Source organism: Kytococcus sedentarius, from assembly GCF_041937525.1.
GTDB lineage: Bacteria > Actinomycetota > Actinomycetes > Actinomycetales > Dermatophilaceae > Kytococcus > Kytococcus sedentarius_A.
Genome location: NZ_CP169391.1, coordinates 2,571,075 through 2,592,232, shown reverse-complemented (window position 1 = coordinate 2,592,232; position 21,158 = coordinate 2,571,075). Strand labels below are relative to the sequence as shown.

Annotated in this window: 20 protein-coding genes; 9 read left to right on the top strand and 11 right to left on the bottom strand. The window is 72.8% G+C overall.

From position 1 onward, the window contains the following. Positions 1-67: 67 nt before the first annotated feature. From ACEY2A_RS12240 to mca, 5 genes are all read right to left on the bottom strand, one after another. The gene (locus tag ACEY2A_RS12240; protein WP_374928850.1) at positions 68-1,459 is read right to left on the bottom strand and encodes a hypothetical protein; all 1,392 of its coding nucleotides are present in this window, start codon (positions 1,457-1,459) and stop codon (positions 68-70) included. A gap of 185 nt (positions 1,460-1,644) precedes the next feature. Further along, positions 1,645-2,868, bottom strand: coding sequence for a PhoH family protein (locus tag ACEY2A_RS12235; protein WP_374930003.1), 1,224 nt, complete (start codon positions 2,866-2,868; stop codon positions 1,645-1,647). Between the two features lie 304 nt (positions 2,869-3,172). After that, positions 3,173-3,961 (bottom strand): isoprenyl transferase, encoded by a 789-nt coding sequence (locus ACEY2A_RS12230; RefSeq protein WP_374928849.1) that lies wholly within the window; start codon positions 3,959-3,961, stop codon positions 3,173-3,175. Beyond that, positions 3,954-4,238 carry a hypothetical protein gene (locus ACEY2A_RS12225; RefSeq protein ID WP_374928848.1) on the bottom strand — a complete coding sequence of 95 codons (285 nt, stop codon included), beginning with the start codon at positions 4,236-4,238 and terminating at the stop codon, positions 3,954-3,956. Before ACEY2A_RS12225 ends, ACEY2A_RS12230 begins: the two co-directional genes overlap by 8 nt. Continuing rightward, positions 4,235-5,185, bottom strand: coding sequence for a mycothiol conjugate amidase Mca (gene mca, locus ACEY2A_RS12220; RefSeq protein ID WP_374928847.1), 951 nt, complete (start codon positions 5,183-5,185; stop codon positions 4,235-4,237). Before mca ends, ACEY2A_RS12225 begins: the two co-directional genes overlap by 4 nt. A 140-nt stretch (positions 5,186-5,325) precedes the next feature. On the opposite strand from mca, the gene ACEY2A_RS12215 reads away from it, so the two are divergent. After that, on the top strand, positions 5,326-5,715 hold the full coding sequence (locus ACEY2A_RS12215; protein WP_374928846.1) for a DUF4307 domain-containing protein: 390 nt from the start codon (positions 5,326-5,328) through the stop codon (positions 5,713-5,715). 159 nt (positions 5,716-5,874) lie between these two features. Then, a complete protein-coding gene (gene greA, locus ACEY2A_RS12210) occupies positions 5,875-6,369 on the top strand; it encodes a transcription elongation factor GreA (protein ID WP_374928845.1) in 495 nt (164 codons plus the stop codon). 85 nt (positions 6,370-6,454) lie between these two features. On the opposite strand, the gene ACEY2A_RS12205 is transcribed toward greA, so the two are convergent. Continuing rightward, positions 6,455-7,252 carry an ABC transporter permease gene (locus ACEY2A_RS12205; protein WP_374928844.1) on the bottom strand — a complete coding sequence of 266 codons (798 nt, stop codon included), beginning with the start codon at positions 7,250-7,252 and terminating at the stop codon, positions 6,455-6,457. Continuing rightward, the gene (locus ACEY2A_RS12200; RefSeq protein ID WP_374928843.1) at positions 7,249-8,229 is read right to left on the bottom strand and encodes an ATP-binding cassette domain-containing protein; all 981 of its coding nucleotides are present in this window, start codon (positions 8,227-8,229) and stop codon (positions 7,249-7,251) included. The genes ACEY2A_RS12205 and ACEY2A_RS12200 overlap by 4 nt, the downstream gene beginning before the upstream one ends. Before the next feature lie 136 nt (positions 8,230-8,365). Between ACEY2A_RS12200 and msrA the strand changes: the two genes are divergently transcribed. Further along, a complete protein-coding gene (msrA, locus tag ACEY2A_RS12195; RefSeq protein ID WP_374928842.1) occupies positions 8,366-8,998 on the top strand; it encodes a peptide-methionine (S)-S-oxide reductase MsrA in 633 nt (210 codons plus the stop codon). Positions 8,999-9,016: 18 nt separating this feature from the next. Here msrA and ACEY2A_RS12190 read toward each other — a convergent pair whose 3' ends face one another. Both ACEY2A_RS12190 and ACEY2A_RS12185 read right to left on the bottom strand, forming a co-directional pair. Then, positions 9,017-9,697 carry a response regulator transcription factor gene (locus ACEY2A_RS12190; protein ID WP_012802196.1) on the bottom strand — a complete coding sequence of 227 codons (681 nt, stop codon included), beginning with the start codon at positions 9,695-9,697 and terminating at the stop codon, positions 9,017-9,019. Beyond that, a complete protein-coding gene (locus ACEY2A_RS12185; RefSeq protein ID WP_012802195.1) occupies positions 9,694-10,407 on the bottom strand; it encodes a sensor histidine kinase in 714 nt (237 codons plus the stop codon). The genes ACEY2A_RS12190 and ACEY2A_RS12185 overlap by 4 nt, the downstream gene beginning before the upstream one ends. Positions 10,408-10,526: 119 nt before the next feature. On the opposite strand from ACEY2A_RS12185, the gene ACEY2A_RS12180 reads away from it, so the two are divergent. Continuing rightward, the gene (locus ACEY2A_RS12180) at positions 10,527-11,255 is read left to right on the top strand and encodes an ABC transporter ATP-binding protein (protein ID WP_012802194.1); all 729 of its coding nucleotides are present in this window, start codon (positions 10,527-10,529) and stop codon (positions 11,253-11,255) included. Beyond that, positions 11,252-12,673 (top strand): FtsX-like permease family protein, encoded by a 1,422-nt coding sequence (locus ACEY2A_RS12175; RefSeq protein ID WP_374928841.1) that lies wholly within the window; start codon positions 11,252-11,254, stop codon positions 12,671-12,673. Before ACEY2A_RS12180 ends, ACEY2A_RS12175 begins: the two co-directional genes overlap by 4 nt. Positions 12,674-12,793: 120 nt before the next feature. On the opposite strand, the gene ACEY2A_RS12170 is transcribed toward ACEY2A_RS12175, so the two are convergent. Both ACEY2A_RS12170 and ACEY2A_RS12165 read right to left on the bottom strand, forming a co-directional pair. Further along, on the bottom strand, positions 12,794-14,383 hold the full coding sequence (locus ACEY2A_RS12170; protein ID WP_374928840.1) for a hypothetical protein: 1,590 nt from the start codon (positions 14,381-14,383) through the stop codon (positions 12,794-12,796). Then, on the bottom strand, positions 14,365-15,135 hold the full coding sequence (locus tag ACEY2A_RS12165; protein ID WP_374928839.1) for an ABC transporter ATP-binding protein: 771 nt from the start codon (positions 15,133-15,135) through the stop codon (positions 14,365-14,367). The genes ACEY2A_RS12170 and ACEY2A_RS12165 overlap by 19 nt, the downstream gene beginning before the upstream one ends. A 115-nt stretch (positions 15,136-15,250) precedes the next feature. Between ACEY2A_RS12165 and ACEY2A_RS12160 the strand changes: the two genes are divergently transcribed. From ACEY2A_RS12160 to ACEY2A_RS12145, 4 genes are read left to right on the top strand one after another with little or no spacing between them, the layout of a single operon-like run. Next, positions 15,251-16,273, top strand: a complete 1,023-nt coding sequence (locus tag ACEY2A_RS12160) for a 3-oxoacyl-ACP synthase III (protein WP_374928838.1) — start codon at positions 15,251-15,253, stop codon at positions 16,271-16,273. Positions 16,274-16,304: 31 nt separating this feature from the next. Continuing rightward, a complete protein-coding gene (locus ACEY2A_RS12155; RefSeq protein ID WP_374928837.1) occupies positions 16,305-19,067 on the top strand; it encodes an alpha/beta fold hydrolase in 2,763 nt (920 codons plus the stop codon). Next, positions 19,064-20,053 carry an NAD-dependent epimerase/dehydratase family protein gene (locus ACEY2A_RS12150; RefSeq protein ID WP_374928836.1) on the top strand — a complete coding sequence of 330 codons (990 nt, stop codon included), beginning with the start codon at positions 19,064-19,066 and terminating at the stop codon, positions 20,051-20,053. The genes ACEY2A_RS12155 and ACEY2A_RS12150 overlap by 4 nt, the downstream gene beginning before the upstream one ends. Further along, on the top strand, positions 20,050-21,132 hold the full coding sequence (locus tag ACEY2A_RS12145; RefSeq protein WP_374928835.1) for an SGNH/GDSL hydrolase family protein: 1,083 nt from the start codon (positions 20,050-20,052) through the stop codon (positions 21,130-21,132). The genes ACEY2A_RS12150 and ACEY2A_RS12145 overlap by 4 nt, the downstream gene beginning before the upstream one ends. Positions 21,133-21,158: the final 26 nt, after the last annotated feature.

Sequence of the window (21,158 nt, the reverse complement as noted above, 5' to 3'; positions counted from 1 at the left end):
CCCACCGATCGGTGGGGGCCTTCCTCGTGGGGCCAGAGGCCGTCAGCTGCACGAGCTGCCGGGTGGCTCAGTACCAGTTGTGGGCCTCGGAGTGCGCCCAGGCGCCGCAGGGGGTGCCGTAGCGGCCGCTGATGTAGCCCAGACCCCACTCGATCTGCGTGGCGGGGTTGGTGCGCCAGTCGGCACCCGCGGAGGCCATCTTGTGGCCGGGAAGGGCCTGCGGGATGCCGTAGGCACCCGACGTGGGGTTGGTGGCGTCCCACTGCCACTGGCTCTCGCGCGTGAACAGGTTGTCCAGGCACTGGAACTCCGCAGAGCTCCATCCGCGCTCCGCGACCATGGCACGACCGATGGAACGGGCGTCACCCGTGGGCGGCGGGGTCGGGCGCACCTTCTTGCGCTCACGCTCCTTCTCGCGCTCCCGCTCACGCTCGGCCTCACGCTCCCGCTCACGGCGCTCCTCGCGCTGACGCTCGGCCTCACGCTTGCGCTCCTCGGCGGCCTCACGGGCCCGGCGCTCGTGCTCGGCGTACTCCCGCTCGCGCTGGGCCTCACGCTCGGCACGCTCCTTGGCTGCCTTCTCGGCAGCACGACGCTCGGCGGCGGCCTTCTCGGCGGCGGCTCGCTCCGCACGCTCCTGAGCAGCCTTCTTCGCCGCAGCCTTCTTGGCAGCAGCACGCTCGGCCGCCCTCTGCTCAGCGGCCTTCTCGGCGGCAGCCTTCTTGGCGGCGGCACGCTCGGCCGCCTGACGCTCGGCACGCTCCTGAGCAGCCTTCTTCGCCGCGGCCTTCTTGGCAGCAGCACGCTCGGCGGCCTTCTTCGCAGCGGCTTCCTCAGCGGCCTTCTTGGCGGCAGCCTTCTCGGCACGCTCGGCAGCAGCCTCCTGAGCGGCCTTCCTCTCGGCAGCGCGCTCAGCGGCCGCCTGCTGGGCGGCCTTCTTGGCGGCAGCCTTCTCGGCACGCTCGGCAGCAGCCTCCTGAGCGGCCTTCCTCTCGGCAGCGCGCTCAGCGGCCGCCTGCTGGGCGGCCTTCTTGGCGGCGGCCTTCTGGGCCGCCTGGCGCTGGGCACGCAGTTCGGCGGCCTTCTTGGCCTCGGCACGCTTCTGGGCGGCCTCCTCCGCGGCCCGGCGCTCAGCGGCGGCGCGGGCCTCGGCCTTGCGAGCAGCCTCGCGCTGGGCCTTCTCAGCACGCTCGGCAGCGGCCTCACGGGCGGCCTTCTTGGCGGCACGCTCCTTGGCCTGCGCGTCCGAACGGCTGGCGCGCTCCTCGCGGTCGTCGGCCTTCACCTCGTGGTTGAGGGCCGCGGCGGTGTTCTCCGGCTGCGGGTTCGACGGGAGCGAGGAGACCGTCACGCCGGCCACGGAGGCCAGGGTCGTCACGGCCACGGCAGCACCGGCAATCGGGTGACGGCGCACGACGTTCAGGCCGCGCTGGGACGCATTCTCGGGGGTCACGTTCATCGACATCCTTTGGAGATCACGGCCGGGAAGGGACATCCCAGCCCTCAGCGCTCCACTCGATGGGGTCGGAGCTCCTGCCCAGCACCTGCGGGACAGCAGGCACACAGGACAGACCCGTTACTGTTGCGCATCCTGTAGCGCTGGTCAAACTCGACCGGCGTCCACCCGGGGGTGGAGACCAGCGATCAGGGCTCCAGCAGCTCCGTCACCAGGGCAGCGATCGGCGAGCGCTCGGAACGAGTGAGCGTGACGTGGGCGAACAACGGACGCCCCTTGAGTGCCTCGATGACGGCGGCCACGCCGTCGTGGCGCCCCACCCGGAGGTTGTCCCGCTGGGCCACGTCGTGGGTCAGGACCACGCGACTGTTCTGCCCGATGCGGGACAGGACGGTCAGCAGGACGTTGCGCTCCAGCGACTGGGCCTCGTCCACGATCACGAACGCGTCGTGGAGCGAGCGCCCCCGGATGTGGGTGAGCGGCAGCACCTCGATGAGACCCCGGTCCACGACCTCCTCCACCACCTCCCGGGAGACCACCGCCCCCAGGGTGTCGAACACGGCCTGCGCCCAGGGCCCCATCTTGTCGTTCTCGCTCCCCGGCAGGTAGCCGAGCTCCTGGCCGCCCACGGGGTACAGGGGGCGGAACACGATGACCTTGCTCTGCTGGCGGCGCTCCATCACGGCCTCCAGCCCCGCGCACAGGGCGAGGGCCGACTTGCCCGTGCCCGCGTGTCCGCCCAGCGAGACGATGCCCACATCGGGGTCGAGCAGGAGGTCCAGCGCCACCCGCTGCTCCGCACTGCGGCCGTGCAGACCGAAGGCGTCCCGGTCGCCCCGCACCAGGCGCAGCGAGCCGTCCGGGGAGACCCGGGCCAACCCCGAGGACGACGGCGATCCCAGCACCACACCCGTGTGGCAGGGCAGTCCCAGCGCGTCGTCGACCACCACCCGTCCCTCGTCGTACAGGGCGTCCATCTCCTGCGGCGCGATGTCCATGTGGGTCATCCCCGTCCAGCCGGAATCGACCGCCATCTCGTTGCGGTACTCCTGGGCCTCCAGGCCGCAGGCGGAGGCCTTCACCCGCATCGGGAGGTCCTTGGAGACGACGCACACGTCCTGCCCCTCGTCGGCCAGGTTGCGGGCCACCGAGAGGATCCGGGTGTCGTTGTCGCCCAGCCGGAAGCCGACCGGAAGGGACGACGGGTCGGTGTGGTTGAGCTCCACGTGCAGCCACCCCCCACCCTCCGTCGGGACCGGCTGGTCCAGCTGACCGTGACGGAGGCGCAGGTCGTCGAGGATGCGCAGGGCGCTGCGGGCGAAGTAGCCCAGCTCCGGGTGGTGGCGCTTGGCCTCCAGCTCGGTGATCACCACGACGGGCAGGACGACGTCGTGCTCCGCGAACCGCATCATGGCCCGCGGGTCCGACAGGAGCACCGAGGTGTCAATGACGTAGGTGCGGGTGGTCGTCGCCACGCCGTCAGCGGCGGCCGCGACGCCCTCGGGGGCCACCGCACCCCCCTCCGCCTCGCGCTGCAACGGGAGCTGCTGGTGACCGGTCATGACGCCTCCTGTCCCGCATCAGGACGATGCGGGTCGACTCGCTGACAGCTCGAATCTAGGCCCCCTGCACACCGGCGCAAGGCAGGCCGCGCCACGGCGCGAAGGGTTGGCCGTCTGTTCATCCCCCGTTCAGGAGCCCCCCCGGGGGGCCACGTCAGCGGCCGTACCGGCGCTCACGCTCGGCGTAGGCCCGCAGCGCGCGCAGGAAGTCCACCCGCCGGAAGTCCGGCCAGTAGGCCTCACAGAAGTAGTACTCGCTCTTCTCGCTCTGCCAGAGCAGGAATCCCCCCAGGCGCTGCTCACCCGAGGTGCGGATCACCAGGTCGGGATCGGGCTGGCCCTTGGTGTAGAGGTGCTCACCGATCGCCTCGGGGGTCATCCTGTCCGCCGCCTCGGACAGGGTGGTGCCGGACCGCGCCCAGTCACGCAGGAGAGCGGCCACGGCATCGCTGATCTCCTGCCGTCCGCCGTAGCTGATGGCGACGTTCACCAGGAGCCCGTCGACCTCGGACGTCTGCCGCACCGCGTCCTCCAGCACCGCCCGGCTCGCGTCGGGGAGCAGACCCAGCGCGCCCACCAGGTGGAGCCGCCAACGGCCCGTCGCCGCGAGGTCGCACACGGCCTTCTCGATGATGCTCAGGAGCGGCTCCAGCTCAGCGGCCGGGCGCTGGAGATTGTCCGTGGAGAGCATCCACAGGGTGACGACCTCGATGCCCAGCTCCTCGCACCACTCGAGGAAGGGCTCGATGTTCTCCGCTCCCGCCCGGTGGCCCTCGGCGGTGTCCGACCCCCGCTCCCGGGCCCATCGACGGTTCCCGTCCAGCATCACCCCGACGTGGCAGGGCAGGCGGTCGGTGTCGAGGTCCTGGGAGATCCGCTGCTCGTAGGCGCCGTAGACCAGGCCGCGCACGCGGCCGGCGGAGCCTCGGGTCGACTCACTCACGCGGCGGGTCCACCGGGGCCGTGGGGTTGTCCCCGTCCCGCCGGGGCGGGTCCTGCGAGGCCGTGCGCGCAGCACCACCATCCGGCGCGGCCCCGCCTCGCGCCTCCCTCTCGTGCTGCTTCTGGAGGTAGTTCACGCGGCGCAGGTGGCGGGTCATGCTCCACCCCAGCGCCCACACCGCCAGCGCCAGGAGGAACATCGCGATGAAGGCGCCCAGGCCCCCCGTGATGGAGACGTTGGTGTCAGCCCCACCCTCGGTCAGGAACTGCCCCATCACGCGTTCTCCTTCGCCTCGACACGACCGTCGTGCTCCATCTGGGCCCACGATGCCGTGCGCGCCAGCTCATCGGCGGCAGCGACATCCGTCGGGATCCCCGCGAAGAGGTCCGACTCGGGGATCTCGGTGGGGACCAGCGAGACCGCCAGCTCGTAGTCCTCGTACGGGTAGGCCTTGCGCTGGACCTCCAGCGGCACGCTGAAGAACCACCCCTCGGGATCGATCTGGGTGGCGTGCGCGCGCAGCGCCTCGTCGCGCCCCTCGAAGAAGTCCGCCGCCTCGATGCGCGTGGTCAGCCGGCGACGGGGGCGGTCCTTCATCCGCTCGATCCACTCGACGTACGGGGACTCCAACCCCGCCTCCTCGCATCCGGCGTGCAGGGCCTCGATGCGCTCGGGGTTGAAGCCCGAGTTGTAGTAGACCTTCAGCGGCTGCCAGGCCTCGCCGGCGTGCGGGAAGCGGGTGGGGTCCCCAGCGGACTCGACCGCGGCCATCGTGACCCGGTGGGTCATGATGTGGTCCGGATGGGGGTAGCCGCCGTTCTCGTCGTAGGTGGTCACCACGTGGGGGCGCACCTCCCGGATGACGCGCACCAGGGCCTCGGTGGTCACCTCCAGGGGCTCCAGGGCGAAGCAGCCGTCAGGCAGCGCGGGCAGCGGGTCACCCTCCGGGAGGCCCGAGTCCACGAAGCCGAGCCAGACGTGGTCCACCCCGAGGATCTCCTGGGCGCGGGCCATCTCCCGGCGCCGCACCTCCACGATGTTCCGCAGCACCTGGGCGTTGTCCTGCAACTGGGGGTTCAGCACGTCGCCGCGCTCCCCGCCGGTGCAGGAGACGACCGTGACCCGGTGGCCGGCTGCGGTGTACCGCAGCGTCGTGGCGGCACCCTTGCTGGACTCGTCGTCGGGGTGTGCGTGGACGGCGAGCAGTCGGAGCTGGTCGGTCACGGAACGCCTTTCTGGTCACGTCAGGGGCAGGTCCACCGGCGTCGGGCCGATGGACCACAATGGTGTGTCCCCATTGTCCCCCATGCCCCACCCGTCCCCCCGGACCGGGAGGGCCCCGACGTGATCGGAAGGACCGCCTGATGCCGTCGACCACCCCCCGAGGGAGCTCATCGGAGGCGGCACGGCGCCGACGCTGGTGGATCATCGGCATCGTCGGCGTGGGCCTGGCCACCGCGCTGGTGATCTGGTACGGCCTGGCGCTGACGACCGGGAAGCCGAACTGGTACTACTCCGGCCAGGAGGACATCACCGACAGCTCCGTGACCGTCATCTACGACGTGCACCGCGAACCCGGGCGCGAGGTGGTCTGCCGCCTGGTTGCCGAGAGCGAGACGCACGAGATCGTCGGCAGCCGCGAGGTGACGGTGCCGCCACACCCCGAGGGCTCCACCCGGGAGCGGACCACCCTGCAGACCACCTCGCGCCCCCTGGTCGGGAACGTCACCGGGTGCTGGTACCCGGAGGACTGAGCGCCCACGCCGATGGCAATCCGGCCCCGCGCCGCGTAGACTGGCCGATCACACCCACGTACACCCAGGTCCGGTCGCGAAGCTGGCGGCCGGACCTTTCCGCAGTCCGACCCGGATCTCCTCCGGCTCCGGACCGCCACTCTGCTAAGGAGAGTGATCATGGCTGACGCCACCCAGGAGACGACCTACCTGACCCGGGCCGCCTACGAGCGCCTGAACGCCGAGCTGGAGCAGCTCAAGGGCGAGGGACGCCGCGAGATCGCGCACCGCATCGAGGACGCCCGCTCCGAGGGAGACCTCAAGGAGAACGGTGGCTACCACGCCGCCAAGGAGGAGCAGGGGAAGATGGAGGGCCGCATCGCGCAGCTCACCGCCCTGCTGCAGAACGCCGAGGTGGGTGAGGAGCCGCCCGCCGACGACGGGGTCGTGGAGCCCGGGATGGTCGTCACCATCGAGATGTTCGGCGAGACCGAGACCTTCCTCTTCGGCAACCGCGAGATCGCCGACGGCGACGACATGGAGGTCTACTCGGAGAAGTCCCCGCTGGGCAAGGCCATCGACGGCCGCAACCAGGGCGAGACCATCGCCTACGAGGCGCCCAACGGCAAGCAGATCGACGTGAAGATCGTGGAGGTGCGGCCCTACGAGGGCTGATGGGGGTGGCCCTGCCGGCACGGTAGGGAGGTGAGCGCCGCCGGGCTGGGTGCCCGGCGGCGCTCTCGTGTGTTCCCGGCCCTCCTCAGCGCTGCCCGGCGCGCTGGTACTGGAGGGTGGCCAGGGGGGCGAAGACACCGACCAGCAGCGCCAGCCAGATCATCGTGTAGACGATGGGGTGCTGCAGGGCCCACGTGTACCGCTCGGGCTCGAGACCCGGCACGTTGTTGCCGAACAGGTCGCGGACCGACTGGGTGAGGGTGGAGATGGGGTTCCACCCGGCGATCGCCCGCAGGACCGCCGGGAACTGCTCCGGCGGCGCGAACGCGTTGGAGATGAAGGTCAGCGGGAAGAGCACCATGAAGGTGGCGTTGTTCAGCACCTCCGGAGTGCGCACCAGCAGGCCGAGGTAGGCCATCACCCAGGAGAAGGCGTAGGCGAAGCCCAGCATCAGGGCGAAGCCGGCGACGGCCTCCCAGAAACCCCCGGTGATGCGCCAGCCGATGACCAGACCGGTCACCGACATGATGACCAGCACCAGGACGTTGTTCACCAGATCTGCCAGCGTCCGGCCCAGGAGCACCGCCGAGGGGGCCATGGGTAGGGTGCGGAAGCGGTCGATGATGCCCTTCTGCATGTCCTCGGCCAGCGACGACCCGGTGATGGTGGAGCCGAACAGGATGGTCTGGGCGAAGATCCCGGCGATGAGGAAGCTGCGGTAGTTCGCCCCGTCTCCCCCACCGATTGCCGCGCCGAAGACGTAGCCGAACAGCACGATGAACATGATCGGCTGGAACAGCGTGAACAGGATGAGGTCCGGGACCCGCTTCAGCTGGATGAGGTTGCGGCGCAGGATCGTCAGGCCGTCGGAGACGAGCTTCATGCCGCCTCCTCCGTGCCCGCATCGGACTGCCCGTCACCGGCGCCGTGCCCGGTCAGGGTGAGGAAGGCGTCGTCCAGCGTGGGACGCCGGATGCCGATGTCCTGCACCACCAGCCCCCGCTCGTCCAGCTCCCGCACCGCCTCCAACAGGGAGTGCGTCCCGCCGGGGATGGCCACGGTGAGACGCCGGGTGTGGGCGTCCACCTCCACCTCGCCGGTGCCCACGCCGCGCAGTACCGCGCTCGCACCGGCCAGGTCGCCCGGGTGCTGGACGACGACCTCCAGGCGCTCGCCGCCGACCATGTTCTTGAGGTCGTCGGCGGTCCCCGACGCGATCACGCGCCCCTTGTCGACCACCACGATGTCGTCGGCCAGCTTGTCGGCCTCCTCGAGGTACTGCGTGGTCAGCACCAGCGTGGTGCCGGCACTGACGAGGTCGCGGATGACCTCCCACATGTCACCGCGACTCCGAGGGTCCAGGCCGGTGGTGGGCTCGTCCAGGAAGATGACCTCCGGCTGGGCCACCAGCGCGCAGGCCAGGTCCAGTCGGCGGCGCATGCCCCCGGAGTAGGTCTTGCTCGGACGGTTGGCAGCGTCGGTGAGGCTGAAGCGCTCCAGCAGCTCGTCCGCCCGGTCCCGGGCCCGACCCCGCCCCAGGTGGTAGAGCTCCCCGATCATGCGGAGGTTCTCCCGCCCGGTGAGGTGCTGGTCCACGGCGGCGTACTGCCCGGAGACACCGATGCGCTTGCGCACCTCCTGTGGGTGCGTGAGCACGTCGAAGCCCGCCACCCGGGCGCTCCCCTCATCCGGACGCAGCAGGGTGGTCAGGGCGCGCACGGTGGTGGTCTTGCCCGCCCCGTTGGGACCCAGCACCCCGAGCACGGTGCCCCGCGGGACGGCGAGGCTCACCCCATCGAGGGCACGGACCTCCTTGTACTGCTTGACCAGGCCCTCGGCCTGGACTGCGTGGTCGTCCATGCAGGTCATTCTGTGCCCGGGCGGCGACAACCTCCGCCTCTGCACGCGCGAGGTGCGTCACAGGCGCTCCGGCACAGGAGGTGCCGAACCGACCCCGGAGGTGCAGCGATCACGGGGCCGGTGGAACGATGAGGCCATGGCATCCCTCATCTCCCCCGACACCCCACACGCCGTCCTGGGCACCCCCCTGGGCACCTGGCCCGAGGGCAGTGAGGTCATCCACGTGGCCGCTGGCTGCTTCTGGGGGGTGGAGCGCTTCTACTGGCAGCTGCCGGGAGTGATCACCACCTCCGTGGGATACATGGGGGGCGAGGACCGGCGCCCGACCTACCCCTCGGTGTGCACCGGAACGACCGGCCACGCCGAGACGGTCCAGGTGGTCTTCGACCCGTCCCGGGTCACGGTGGACGAGGTCCTGAAGGTGTTCTGGGAGAACCACGACCCCACCCAGGGCGACCGGCAGGGGAACGACATCGGCAGCCAGTACCGCTCGGCCATCTTCTGCACCACGGAGCACCAGGTCGCGGTGGCCGAGGCCACCCGCGCGGCCATCCAGGAGCAGCTCACCGCCGCCGGCCACGGGGCCGTCACCACCGAGATCGTGGGGCCGGATGACAGCGGCGAGTACCACCTGGCCGAGGAGCGCCACCAGCAGTACCTGCACAAGAACCCCGACGGGTACTGCAACCACGGCCCCAACGGCATGAGCTGCCCCGTGGGTCTGGTGGACCTGCCCGCCCAGACCGATGTGGAGCCGCCCCGCGCCTGAGGCGACGGGGCGGGCGCCTCACCAGGCCGGCGCGTCCCCCCGCTCGGCGAGGTACTGCAGGATGGCTCGCACCCGGCGGTTCTCCTCACCCGGCGCCAGGTGCAGCTTGGCGAAGATGTTGGACACGTGCTTGGCCACCGCCGCAACGGACAGGAACAGCTCGGAGGCGATCTCCGCGTTGGAGAGCCCGCGCGCCATGAGCTCGAGCACCTCGCGCTCCCGCGGCGTGAGCTCCCCCAGGCCCGACGCGCCCGTGCGCATCATCGCCCGCGTCACCTCGGGGCCGGTCACCACCCCGCCGGACAGGATGATCTCCAGCGAGGCCACGAAGTCCTCCACCTGCGCCACCCGGTCCTTGAGGAGGTACCCGGCACCGCCGGAGCCGTGCAACCCGAACAGCCGCTGGGCGTGCACGGGCACCACGTACTGGCTCACGACGAGCACCGAGAGCTCCGGGAACTGCTCCTTGAGGTCGGCCGCCACCCGGATGCCGTCGTCCGTCATGGTCGGGGGCATGCGGGCGTCGGTGACCACACCGTCGGGCAGGGCCCCCGCAGCAGCGAGCTCGCGCACCCGGTCGGCCAGGTCGTCCGCCCGGGAGACCTGGGCCACCACCTCGTAGCCCCGGCGCTCCAGCAGGCCCACCAGCCCCTCGCGCAGGATCGCCGAGTCGTCCGCCACCACCAGCCGTGCGCTCACACCGTCACTCCCGTCTCTCCCCGCATGAGGAGCAACGGTATCGAGGCAGCCACCTGGGTGGGGCCACCCGGTGGGGAGGTCACGCTGACCGTGCCCCCGAAGGCCGCGATGCGCTCGCGCAGCCCCGCCAGCCCTCCCCCGGGCACGAGGGTGGCCCCGCCGGGCCCGGTGTCCACGACCGAGACGCGCAGATCCGCATCGGCACCGAGCAGCACGGTGACAGGCGCCCCCGGCGCGTGCTTGGCGGCGTTCGCAAGGGCCTCGCAGGCGAAGAACCAGGCGGACACCAGCACGCCCTCGGGCACCTCGGGGAGCGGGTGCGGACAGACGATGCGGACCTGCTGGGGGCTGCGATCGGCCACTTCCTGCAGCGCGGGGGCCAGACCCTGTTCCAGCAGAGTGGCCGGATGGATCCCCCGAACCGTCGACCGGAGCGCGTCCAGTCCGCTGGAGAGCTGCTCCCCCGCCCGGGCCAGCATGTCCTGCAGCTCCGGGTCCTGCTGGGCCGCAGGGAGGAGTCGGGCCTCGCCGAGCAGCATCGCCGCCGCCACCATGTACTGCTGGGCCCCGTCGTGGAGATCGCGCTCGATGCGCTGCCTCTCCACCTCGTAGGCCTCGACGATCACCCGCCTCGATGCGGTCAGGTCGGCGATGCGCCGGTCGGCCTCCTCCTCGTAGGAGAGGTCCCGACGCCTCCAGAATGCTCCCACCGCGCCGAAACTACTCGACCGGCCGCCACCGGGCACCACCGGGAGGGTGGTGCCAGCACCACCACGAGACCATTGTCCGCACCATGGTGCGGAGGACCGCATCCGCGTGGAATGGAGCCATGAACATCACGACACCACACCAGATGCCGGGAGAAGCCCTCCTGGCCACCGACGACATCACGGTCAGCTACGGCGGGGTGAACGCCCTGGCCGGGGTGAGCCTCCACATCGCACCGCGCGAGACGGTGGCGGTGATGGGGCCCTCCGGCTCGGGCAAGTCCACCCTCCTCCACTGCCTGTCGGGGATCCTGACTCCCACCCACGGCGAGGTGCGCTTCGAGGGAAGGACCCTCTCGGGCCTGCGTGACGCCCGCCGCAGCCACACCCGGCTGCAGCACTTCGGCTTCGTCTTCCAGGACCACCAGCTGATCCCCGAGCTCCCGGCCCGGGAGAACGTCGCACTGCCGCAGATGCTCACCGGGGTCTCCCGCAGCACCGCCCTGCGCTCCGCCGACCGGGCGCTGGAGCAGATCGGCATCCCCGAGCTCCGCAAGCGCCGCCCCGGGGAGATGTCCGGCGGCCAGGCCCAGCGCGTGGCCATCGCGCGAGCGCTCGTGGGTGAGCCCCGCGTGGTCTTCGCCGACGAGCCCAGCGGGGCGCTCGACCAGACCACCGGCCACGAGGTGATGCAGCTGCTCACGGCCACCGTCGCCCACGCCGGCGCCGCCCTGGTCCTGGTCACGCACGACCGGGCCGTGGCCCAGTGGTGCAACCGCCTGGTGGAGATCCGGGACGGCCTGGTGCACACCGACCGCCTGGTCGAGGAGCCGCTGGGGGTGGGTCGATGAAGGTCACCGGACTGACCTCGTTCACGCTGCGCCTCACCCGCGCCCGCTTCGCCTCCCGGGAGGGTGAGTCGCTCCTCTACCTGGCCTCCACCCTGGCCTTCGTCATCTGCTCGGCCCTGGCCTTCACCGTGGCGGGAGGCACCTGGATGTTCCACCAGCGGTGGGCCTCCCCCACGAGCCTGCACGCCGAGCTGATCGCCGCCGACCCGTCGGTGGAGGCGATGATGGGCGCCTACGTGGGGCTGGCCGGCATCGCCTGCGCCCTGGTGGTCCCCGCCATGGCCTCCCTGGCCGCCTCCGCCGCCGTCCTCGGCGCCAGGGGTCGAGAGCGCCGCATGTCGGCACTGCGCCTGCTGGGTCTGTCGTCCGGCGACGTGACTCGCATGGCGCTCATCGACACCCTCATCCAAGCCACCCTGGGCGTCCTGGTGGGGTGCGTGCTGTACCTGCTGACCCTGCCGGCCTGGTCCGCCCTGGAACTGCAGGGCAAGACCATCGAGGTCTCCGAGATGCTGCTGCCCGCACCCCTGGCACTGGCCGTGGGAGCCGTCACCATCATCGTCGGTGTCCTGGCCTCCTGGTGGGGCATGCGTCAGGTGCGGGTCTCGCCGCTGGGTGTGGCCCGGCGGGCCGGGAACCCCGCGCTGCGACGCTGGCGCCCGCTGATCTTCCTGGTGCTGATCGGTGTCGGGGTGGTGACGGTGAACACCGTGAGCCCCCGCGGTGAGATCGGCCCCTGGCTGCTGCTGGGCGGCGCACTGTTGGCCGTCCTGGCAGGCATGAACGTCATCGGCCCCTGGATCCTGCAGGTGGTGTGCGGCCTGCTGGCCCGCATCCCCTCCCCCACCGTCATGTGGGCGGCCCGCCGGGTGCAGGCAGACCCCCGCGCCACCTGGGGCCGGGTCGCCGGGCTGGGCCTGATGGCGTTCATCGGCAGCTACGTGGCGATGATGCCGCTGCCCACCGAGGCGCCCGACACCGACAACGTGGCGGCCACCTTCGCCACCACCACCGGGTGGGACTTCACCAAGGGTGCGGCCATCACCCTGGGCGTCGGGCTGGTGGTCGCGGCGACGGCCACCTACATCACCCAGGCGTCCGCCGTGTTCGAGCGGGCCGAGCAGACCCGGTCCCTGTACCGGATGGGGTCCTCCACCGGCTTCCTGCGCCGGGTGGCCTGGCTGGAGGTCTTCGGGCCGCTGGTGCTGGCCCTGGGGCTGGGGTGGCTGCTGGGCATGGGCCTGGCCCTGCCGATGGCCTCGGACGCCACGAACTTCGGCTACGAGCGCTCGAGCACCGGGCCGGTCCTGATGGGCGGCATCCTGGTGGCCGGGCTCGCATTCACCGTGCTGGCCCTGACGGCCACCAGCCCGCTGCAGCGGCAGGTCCTGCGGGACCAGCGCCGCCGGGCGGACTGACCGGCCCGCCTCGGAGGACCGTGAAGGAACGGAACGAGCAGCGCCCCGGCCGACCTCCCCGGCGGCCGGGGCGCTGCTCCATCCGGTGAGGCGTCGGCGCCGACCCCTCACCACCGGCGCTCAGGCGGCGGACTCGGTGACGTTCGCCAGCACCTGGGGCCAGCGGCGGTCGAGCCACCGGCCCGAGCCCACGATGCAGACCCAGGCCACCGCCGCCCCGACCAGGAGGACGGCGGGACCCATCAGCTGGTGCACCCAGCCCAGCTGGTGGGTGGCGAACCAGAGGCCCGCTGCCCCGGCGGCCACCACCAGCATCGCCACCCACGTGACGACCATGGCCAGGAAGGTGGCCAGGGTGCCGCCGGCGGGGGTGGAGAACTGGTTGGCACCGGGCTGCGGGGCGGGGAACTGCCACAGCGCGGAGGTCACCTGGCCCACGCCGGCTCCGACGCAGAGGAGGCCCAGGGAGACCCCCAGCGCGTTCCACGCCTGGTCCCACCTCCCGCTCAGGACACAGCCGACCACCACGGCCAGCACCACCAGCGGCAGCGCCACCGGCAGCAGGGCCAGGAAGCGGCCCAGTCGGTCGTCGCGCCCCCGGATGCCGGAGACCACGTGCATCCACACCGCAGAGCCGTCGTAGCTGGTGTCCTGCATGGTCACCATCGCGAAGGACAGCGCCACGGCTGCGCCCACGTAGGGCAGGTAGGGCATGTCCCGCACAGCCGCGCCCTGCATGAGCGCCGGTGCCACGAACAGCACGGGCATCAGGACGGACACGGCGAAGTTCATGACGTAGCGCGGGTCGCGGCGCCAGTTGATGAGGGAGCGCATCATCACCGCCCCTGCCGGGGTGGCAGGGGCCAGACGGGTGAGAGCACCGGCGCGCACCTCGCGCCCCGACCCCGAGGACTCCAGCGGGGAGACCAGACGGGCCGCGATGGCGCGCTCCCACCACCACAGCAGCACCCCCAGGAGTGCCACCACGAGGACGGCCCTGATGCTCGCGCTGAGCCAGTTCCCGCCGGCCACGTCCTGGACCGCTGCCCAGGGCAGCCCGAAGGGGGTCCACCCGGCCACGGTGGCCAGGAGGTCCACGCGCTCACGCAGCTCCTCGATGGAGGAGACGCCAGCCGTCAGTCCGTTGGCGGCCAGGCCGCTGCTGGCCGCCAGGACGATGCCGATGCCGGTGGCCAGGTCACGCACCCACCGGGGTGTGCGAGGAGAGGAGATCCCTGCCGCCGCGGCGTTGCGCAGCACGACCGTGAGCACCAGCCACACCGGCGCCGCCACCAGCGCGGCCACCGTGACGGCCGGGGAGCGCACCAGTGCCGCGACGGCACCGACGGCCGCCAGCACCATCACCAGGCCGGTGACGCCCACGAAGGAGCCCAGCACCAGTCCCGGCAGGAGTGCCCGGGCGCGGACCGGCAGCAGGGCGAAACGGCTGGGGTCGAGGGTGTCGTCCACCCCGGTGGCCACCAGGGGCACGAGGAAGAGCGTGAAGCCGGTGATCGCGAGCAGGAGCGTCACCAGGCCGGCGGCGAGCTCCACGTCCAGCCCCCGGGTGGACACCAGGCCGGCCGCCAGACCGAGCGCCGCCACCACGCCGAGCACCAGTCCGATGATGAACCCGGCGAGCTGCCACCCGTTGCGCCGGAAGCCGGCCTTCAGCAGGGTCCACTTGAGCCTCAGGAGGAGCGCAACCACGACAACCCCTCCCCCGCGCCCGCGGCCTCGCGGCCCACCAGGCGGATGAACGTGTTCTGCAGGGAGTCACCCTCGCGGACCTCCTCCACCGTGCCCTCCCGCAGGATCTGCCCCTCACGCATGATCGCCACGTGCGAGCACAGGGACTCCACCAGCTCCATCACGTGGCTGGAGATGACCACCGTGCCCCCGTTGGTCGCGTACCCGGCCAGCAGCTCCCGGATGCCCTGCGCAGAGACGGGGTCCACCGCCTCCAGCGGCTCGTCCAGCACCAGCAGCCTGGGCGCGTGGATGAGGGCACAGGCCAGCCCGATCTTCTTGGTCATGCCGGCGGAGTAGTCCACCACCATCTTGTTGCCGGCCCCCTCGAGCCCCAGGGCCTGCAGCAGCTCCGCGCTGCGCTCGGCGATGACCGCCTCATCCATGCCGCGCAGGCGCCCGGTGTAGGTGAGCAGCTCCCGCCCCGAGAGGCGGTCGAAGACGCGCATGCCGTCCGGCAGCACCCCCAGCAGCGCCTTGGCCCCCCGCGGGTCGCTCCACACGTCGTGCCCCAGCACCTCCACGGTGCCCGCGTCCGGGGCGAGCAGACCCGTCGCCATCGACAGGGCGGTGGTCTTGCCTGCGCCATTGGGCCCCACCAGCCCGAGCACCGCACCACGGGGCACGGCGAGGGACACCCCATCGACCGCCACCTGTCCCCCGAAGGCCTTGGTGAGCCCCCGCCACTCCATCGCACACGTCATGGAATCCATGGTCGGCACGGTAGCCCCCGGTGAACCCCCCGGTGCCCGTACCGGCGTCGGAGGCCGCATCGGAGGCCACGTGGCAGACTGGTTCGGCCCCCAGTGAAAGGTCCTTGGAAAACGCATGCCCGGAAACGCCACCTTCCGCCACTCCAACACCTCCGTGTTGTCCGTGACCGCCCTGCCGGCCCCCGAGGTGCACACCTCGGCCGAGTTCGACGCCCGGATCATGGACACCCTGCGCCGCAACAAGCTGGTGCCCGGGGTGCTCTCCCGCCTGATCGGCATCAAGGAGCGGCGCTGGTGGCCCGAGGACGTCCACTTCACCGAGGCCGCCGCCGAGGCGGGACGCCGCGCGCTGGTGGACGCAGGCATCAAGCCGGAGCAGGTGGGGCTGATGGTGAACACCTCCGTGAGCCGCGACCACCTGGAGCCGTCCACGGCCGTGCGCATCCACGACACCCTGGGGCTGCCGCGCAGCGCGACGAACTTCGACGTGACCAACGCCTGCCTGGGCTTCGTCAACGGCATGCAGATCGCTGCCGCGATGATCGACTCCGGCCAGATCGAGTACGCCCTGATCGTGAACGCCGAGACCACCCGGCACACCCACGAGACCACGCTGGCGCGCCTGGAGCGGGAGGAGACCACCGCCGACGACGTGCTCCAGCAGCTGGCCACCCTCACCCTGGGCTCCGGGGCCGCCGCGATGGTGCTGGGCCCCACCGACAAGCACCCCGAGGGCCACCGCTTCGTGGGCGGCGTCTCCCGCGCCGGCACCGAGCACCACGAGCTGTGCGTGGGCGACTTCGACCGCATGACCACCGACTCGGTGGGTCTGCAGGAGGCCGGCATCGCCCTGTCCGAGGACCTCTGGGCAGAGGCCGCCGAGGAGTTCGACTGGCAGGACCTGGACCGCTACGTGATCCACCAGGTCTCCACGGTGCACACCGAGCAGATCTGCGACCGGCTGGGCCTGGACGGCGCCAAGGTGCCGCGCACCTTCCCCACCTACGGCAACATGGGCCCGGCGGCCGTGCCGTTCACCCTGGCCCTGGAGGCGCCGCACCTGGAGCGAGGGGACCGCGTCCTGCTGATGGGGATCGGCTCGGGGTTGAACGCCTGCTGCGCAGAGATCGAGTGGTGAGCGCCTGATGCCCCGCGCCACCCGGCCCCGGATGACCCCCCTCGACCAGTTGCCCCAGGTGGACCCGCGGTGGCAGCACCACCTCGTCCTGCCCCCGCGCGGCCGCCTCCCCGGCGCCCGCATGGCGGTGCTCGACACCCACTCCCCGGAGATGGTGGCCGCCGGCGCCCGCCCGGAGGACGTCCGCCACGTGCTGGTGTGCGTGCACGGCAACCCCACCTGGTCCTACCTGTGGCGCCGCGTGCTCGCGCAGGCCCCGGCCGACTGGCGCGTCATCGCCGTGGACCACGTGGGCATGGGTCACAGCGAGCGCTCCAGCACGGTGCGCCGCCTGGCCGACCGCACCGACGACCTCGACGAGGCCCTCACCCAGCTGGGTGTCCTGGAGGGTGTGCACGCCGACCTGCCGGTCTCGGTGATGGTGCACGACTGGGGCGGCACCATCGGCCTGGGCTGGGCGGCCCGCCACCCGGAGCGCATCGCCTCGGCCGTGATCACCAACACCGCCCTGTGGCAGCCCGACGACCGGGTGCCGCCGGGGATCCGTGCGGCCCGTGCCGCGGGCCTGCACCGCGCCGCCACGGTGGACACCCCCACCTTCGTGCACGCGGCAGCGTGGGTGGGTCAGCCCGGCCCGGACCGCGAGGCCGCCGCCGCGCTGGCCTCGCCCTACCGGAGGCGCGACCACCGTCGGGCCGTCGGCGAGTTCGTGGCGGACATCCCGTTGGAGGCCGACCACCCCTCCCGCTCCGCGCTGGAGGCCGCCGCCGCGGGGGCCGCGTCGCTGGACGTGCCGGCCCTGGTGCTGTGGGGCGCCAAGGACCCGGTGTTCACCGACCGCTACCTGCGCGACGTGCTCGAGCGCTTCCCGACCGCCGACGTGCACCGCTTCGGCGACGCCTCGCACCTGGTGCTGGAGGACCGCCCCGAGGGTGTCGGGTACGCCTGGGACTGGCTGACCGGCACCGCCGAGGGCCGGGGCTTCCCGGCCACCTCGGGCGCCGCTGCGGCCGACGCCGACGCCGGCACCGGCGACGCCGAGCCCGCACCCACCGGCGTCATCTGGTCGCGCCTCACCGAGCGCGCCGAGCGGGAGCCGGACGCGCTGGCCATCGTGGAGCTGGACGATGCGGGGCGCCGCACCGTGACCTTCGGCGAGCTGGAGTCTCGGGTGGCACAGCTCGCGGCGGGGCTGCGCCAGCACGGCGTGGGCCCCGGCACCCGGGTGGCCGTGCTCGTGCCCCCGGGCATCGACCTGACGGCCGTGGTCTACGCGGTCTGGCGGGCGGGCGGTTCGATCGTGGTGGCCGACGCCGGGCTGGGCGTGCGCCCCATGGCCGGTGCCCTGCGCAGCGCGGACCCGGACCTGGTGGTGGGCATCCCCGCCGGCCTCGCGGCCGCCCGGGCGCTGGGGGTGGAGGGCGACCGCATCGTGGTGCGCCCCGCCTCCTCCGGCGCCGCGACCGCGGTGGCCGAGCGGGTGGCGGACGCGGACCTCTCGTTGGACTCCGTGCAGGAGGCCGGGGCCTCGCACCCGGTGGACCTCGCCCCACCCGCCGTGGACGTCGAGGCCGCCGTGCTGTTCACCTCCGGTGCCACCGGCCCGCCGAAGGGCGTGGTCTACCGGCACCGTCAGCTGCTGGCGCAGCGCGACGTCATCGAGAGCGCCCTGGAGCTGCGTGCCGGCGAGTCCCTGGTGGCCGCCTTCGCCCCGTTCGCCCTGTACGGCCCCGCGCTGGGCATGACCTCGGCCGTGCCGGACATGGACGTCACGAGCCCGGACACGCTCACCGCCGCGGCGCTGGCCGATGCGGTGACGGCCGTGGGTGCCGACGTGGTCTTCGCCTCGCCGGCCGCCCTGCGCAACGTGGTGGCGACGCACGACCCCTCCACCCCGGTGCTCGACGGTGTGCGCATGGTGATGTCCGCCGGCGCCCCGGTGCCGGTGGAGCTGTTGGAGCGCGTGCGCCGGGTGACCCCGCACGCGGCCACCGTCACGCCGTACGGCATGACCGAGGCGCTGCCACTGACCGCCATCGACCCCCGCACCGTGGACGCGGCGGACCTCGCCGCCCACGCCGGGGTGTGCGTGGGCCGTCCGGTGCAGGGCGTGGAGCTCCGCATCGCCCCGCTGGACGATGCGGGTGAGCCCGGTGGCGACGCGAGCCTCACCACCGAGCCCGGGGTCCGCGGCGAGGTGGTGGCGCGAGCGCCCCACGTGAAGAGCCACTACGACCGGCTCTGGGGCACGCAGCGTGCCACCGCCCACCCCGTGGGCTGGCACCGCACCGGGGACATCGGCCACCTGGACGAGGCCGGCCGCCTCTGGATCGAGGGACGCGGGGTGCACACCGTGACCACCGCCGCGGGCCCGGTGGCTCCCGGCGGCGTCGAGTCGCGCGTGGAACGGCTCGATGGGGTGCAGCAGGCCGCCGTGGTGGGCGTGGGTCCCGCCGGTGGCCAGCGCGTGGTCGTGGTGGTGCGCCCCAGCGAGGGTGCCGACCTCCGCCTGCACGCCGGCTCCCCGGTGGCCTCGGTGGAGTTCTCCGCCGCGGTCCGCGAGGCAGCGGACGGCGGCCCGGGCGCCGCACCGGTGGCCGCGGTGCTGGTGCGCGACAGCCTGCCGGTGGACATCCGCCACGCCTCCAAGATCGACCGGACAGCCCTGGCGGAGTGGGCCACGGAGACCCTGGCCGGCGACGGTGGCTCCTCGCTGGGGGACCGTGCCGGGCGCCTGCTGAGCGCTCCGCGGCGCGTCCTGGGCCGCCTGGACCGCGTGGGGTTCCGCCCGTGACCCGGGTGCTGGTGACCGGGGCCTCCGGCATGCTCGGGGGCGCCGTGGCGCGTGCCCTGGCGGAGCGGGGCGATGAGGTGACGGTGATGCAGCGCCGCCCCTCCGCATCGGGCCTGCGCGAGGTCCTGGGCAGCGTGGACGACGCCGCGGCCGTCGAGCGGGCGGTCGCCGGCCAGGACGCCGTGGTGCACCTGGCCGCCAAGGTGGACGTGGTGGGTCCGGCCACGCAGTTCGAGCGCACCAACGTGACCGGCACCCGGCTGCTGCTGGACGCCGCGCAGCGAGCAGGGGTGGGCCGCTTCGTGCACACCAGCTCTCCCTCGGTGGCCCACGCCGGCGCCGCCCTGGTGGGAGTGGGCGCCGAGCCCGCCTCCCCCGAGCACGCGCGGGGCCACTACGCGCGCACCAAGGCCGTGGCGGAGCTCGACGCGTTGGCCAGCGACGGCCCCGACCTCGCGGTCACCGCGGTGCGCCCCCACCTGGTGTGGGGTCCGGGTGACACCCAGCTGGTGGGCCGCCTGGTGGCGCGGGCCCACGCCGGGCGCCTGCCCTGGGTGGGTGACGGGGCCGCCCTCGTGGACTCCACGTACGTGGACAACGCCCGCGACGCGCTGGTGGCCGCCCTGGACGCCCTGGCCGGGCCCCGCCACGAGCAGTCCGCCCACGGACGCGCGTTCGTGGTCACCAACGACGAGCCGCGCCCGGTCGGGGAGCTGATCGGCAGCATCCTGCGGGCCAGTGGGGCGCCACTGCCGCGCCTGCGGATCGGCACCGGCACGGCCGGCGCCGCCGGGCACGTGGTGGACGGGGCCGTCCTCGCCTCCCAGCGGGTGCGCCCCATCACCGAACCGCCCCTGACCCACTTCCTGGTGGAACAACTGACCACCGCCCACTGGTTCTCCCAGCGGGAGACCCACGCTGCCCTGGGGTGGCGGCCGGCGGTCACCCTCGATGACGGACTGGAGCGCCTGCAGGAGGCAGCGTGAACGTGCTCGATGCGGTGCGCCGCGAGGCCGTTCGCCGGGCCCCCGTGGCCGGGGCGGCCGCCGCAGGGCTCACGGCCGTGGCGGCCGGGACCCTCGGCTACGAGCTGTGGCGTGCCAGCCAGCTCTCCGACGGCACCCCGGGGAACGCCCCGGACGAGAACGGGATCTACACCCCCGGGGGTGCACACCACCGCCAGGAGGTCGAGGCCCCCTGGGAGTTCGTGGTGATGGGGGACTCGGTGGCCAACGGGGTGGGGGCCCAGCGCCCCGCGCAGACGATCGGGGCGCGGTGCGCACGCCGCATCGCCGCCCTGTCCGGGCGTCCGGTGTACCTGGAGACGGTGGCCGTGAACAGCGTGACCTCGCTGGGGCTGGGCGAGCAGGTGGACCGCGCACTGCGCAAGTTCCCCCACCCGGACCTGGTGCTGATCTCCATCGGGGGTAACGACATCTCCCGCAACGCCGACCTCGGCGCATGCCTGCAGGTGCTGCGCCAGACCGTGCTGCGCCTGCGGGCCGCCGGGGCCGAGGTGGTGGTGGCCACCTGCCCGGACTTCGGCATGATCGCCTCCCTGGGCCAACCACTGCGGTGGCTCATGCAACGCCGTTCCCGGCGGTACGCCGCACGGCAGACCGTGGCCGTGGTGGAGAGCGGCGGGCGCACCGTCTCCCTGGGCTCGCTCACCACCCAGGCCTTCCTGGACGACCCCGACGGCATGTTCCACACCGACCGCTTCCACCCCTCCGCGAAGGGTTACAAGCGGGCCGCACAGGTGCTGGTGCCCTCGCTGCTCGACGCCCTGGCCCTTCCCGTGCCCGAACGGGACGCCCAGCACGCCACCGGGGCAGTGGTGGAGCGAGGCCGCCCCGACAGCCTGGAGCACGCCGCCGCCCAGGCCGCCTCGCACGAGGGCACCGAGGTGCGCCCCGACGAGGACAGCACCCCCGGCAGGCTGCGGGCCATGGTGCAGCGGCGGCGGCGCGATGCGGGTGACGATGCGGACGCTGCCGCGCCCCCGCAGCGCGCGACCGCCCCCTCCTCGCACCGGGATGTGTCCCAGGTCACTCGCCACCCGTAGACTGACCGCGCCCAGGGCCCCGCGGC

What these genes read in the sequence shown, in the direction of transcription:
- ACEY2A_RS12240 (WP_374928850.1), bottom strand. Translation starts at nt 1,459, where the DNA reads ATGAACGTGACCCCCGAGAATGCGTCCCAGCGCGGCCTGAACGTCGTG.
- ACEY2A_RS12235 (WP_374930003.1), bottom strand. Translation starts at nt 2,868, where the DNA reads ATGATGCGGTTCGCGGAGCACGACGTCGTCCTGCCCGTCGTGGTGATC.
- ACEY2A_RS12215 (WP_374928846.1), top strand. Translation starts at nt 5,326, where the DNA reads ATGCCGTCGACCACCCCCCGAGGGAGCTCATCGGAGGCGGCACGGCGC.
- greA (WP_374928845.1), top strand. Translation starts at nt 5,875, where the DNA reads ATGGCTGACGCCACCCAGGAGACGACCTACCTGACCCGGGCCGCCTAC.
- ACEY2A_RS12205 (WP_374928844.1), bottom strand. Translation starts at nt 7,252, where the DNA reads ATGAAGCTCGTCTCCGACGGCCTGACGATCCTGCGCCGCAACCTCATC.
- ACEY2A_RS12200 (WP_374928843.1), bottom strand. Translation starts at nt 8,229, where the DNA reads ATGGACGACCACGCAGTCCAGGCCGAGGGCCTGGTCAAGCAGTACAAG.
- msrA (WP_374928842.1), top strand. Translation starts at nt 8,366, where the DNA reads ATGGCATCCCTCATCTCCCCCGACACCCCACACGCCGTCCTGGGCACC.
- ACEY2A_RS12180 (WP_012802194.1), top strand. Translation starts at nt 10,527, where the DNA reads ATGAACATCACGACACCACACCAGATGCCGGGAGAAGCCCTCCTGGCC.
- ACEY2A_RS12175 (WP_374928841.1), top strand. Translation starts at nt 11,252, where the DNA reads ATGAAGGTCACCGGACTGACCTCGTTCACGCTGCGCCTCACCCGCGCC.
- ACEY2A_RS12165 (WP_374928839.1), bottom strand. Translation starts at nt 15,135, where the DNA reads ATGGATTCCATGACGTGTGCGATGGAGTGGCGGGGGCTCACCAAGGCC.
- ACEY2A_RS12160 (WP_374928838.1), top strand. Translation starts at nt 15,251, where the DNA reads ATGCCCGGAAACGCCACCTTCCGCCACTCCAACACCTCCGTGTTGTCC.
- ACEY2A_RS12155 (WP_374928837.1), top strand. Translation starts at nt 16,305, where the DNA reads ATGACCCCCCTCGACCAGTTGCCCCAGGTGGACCCGCGGTGGCAGCAC.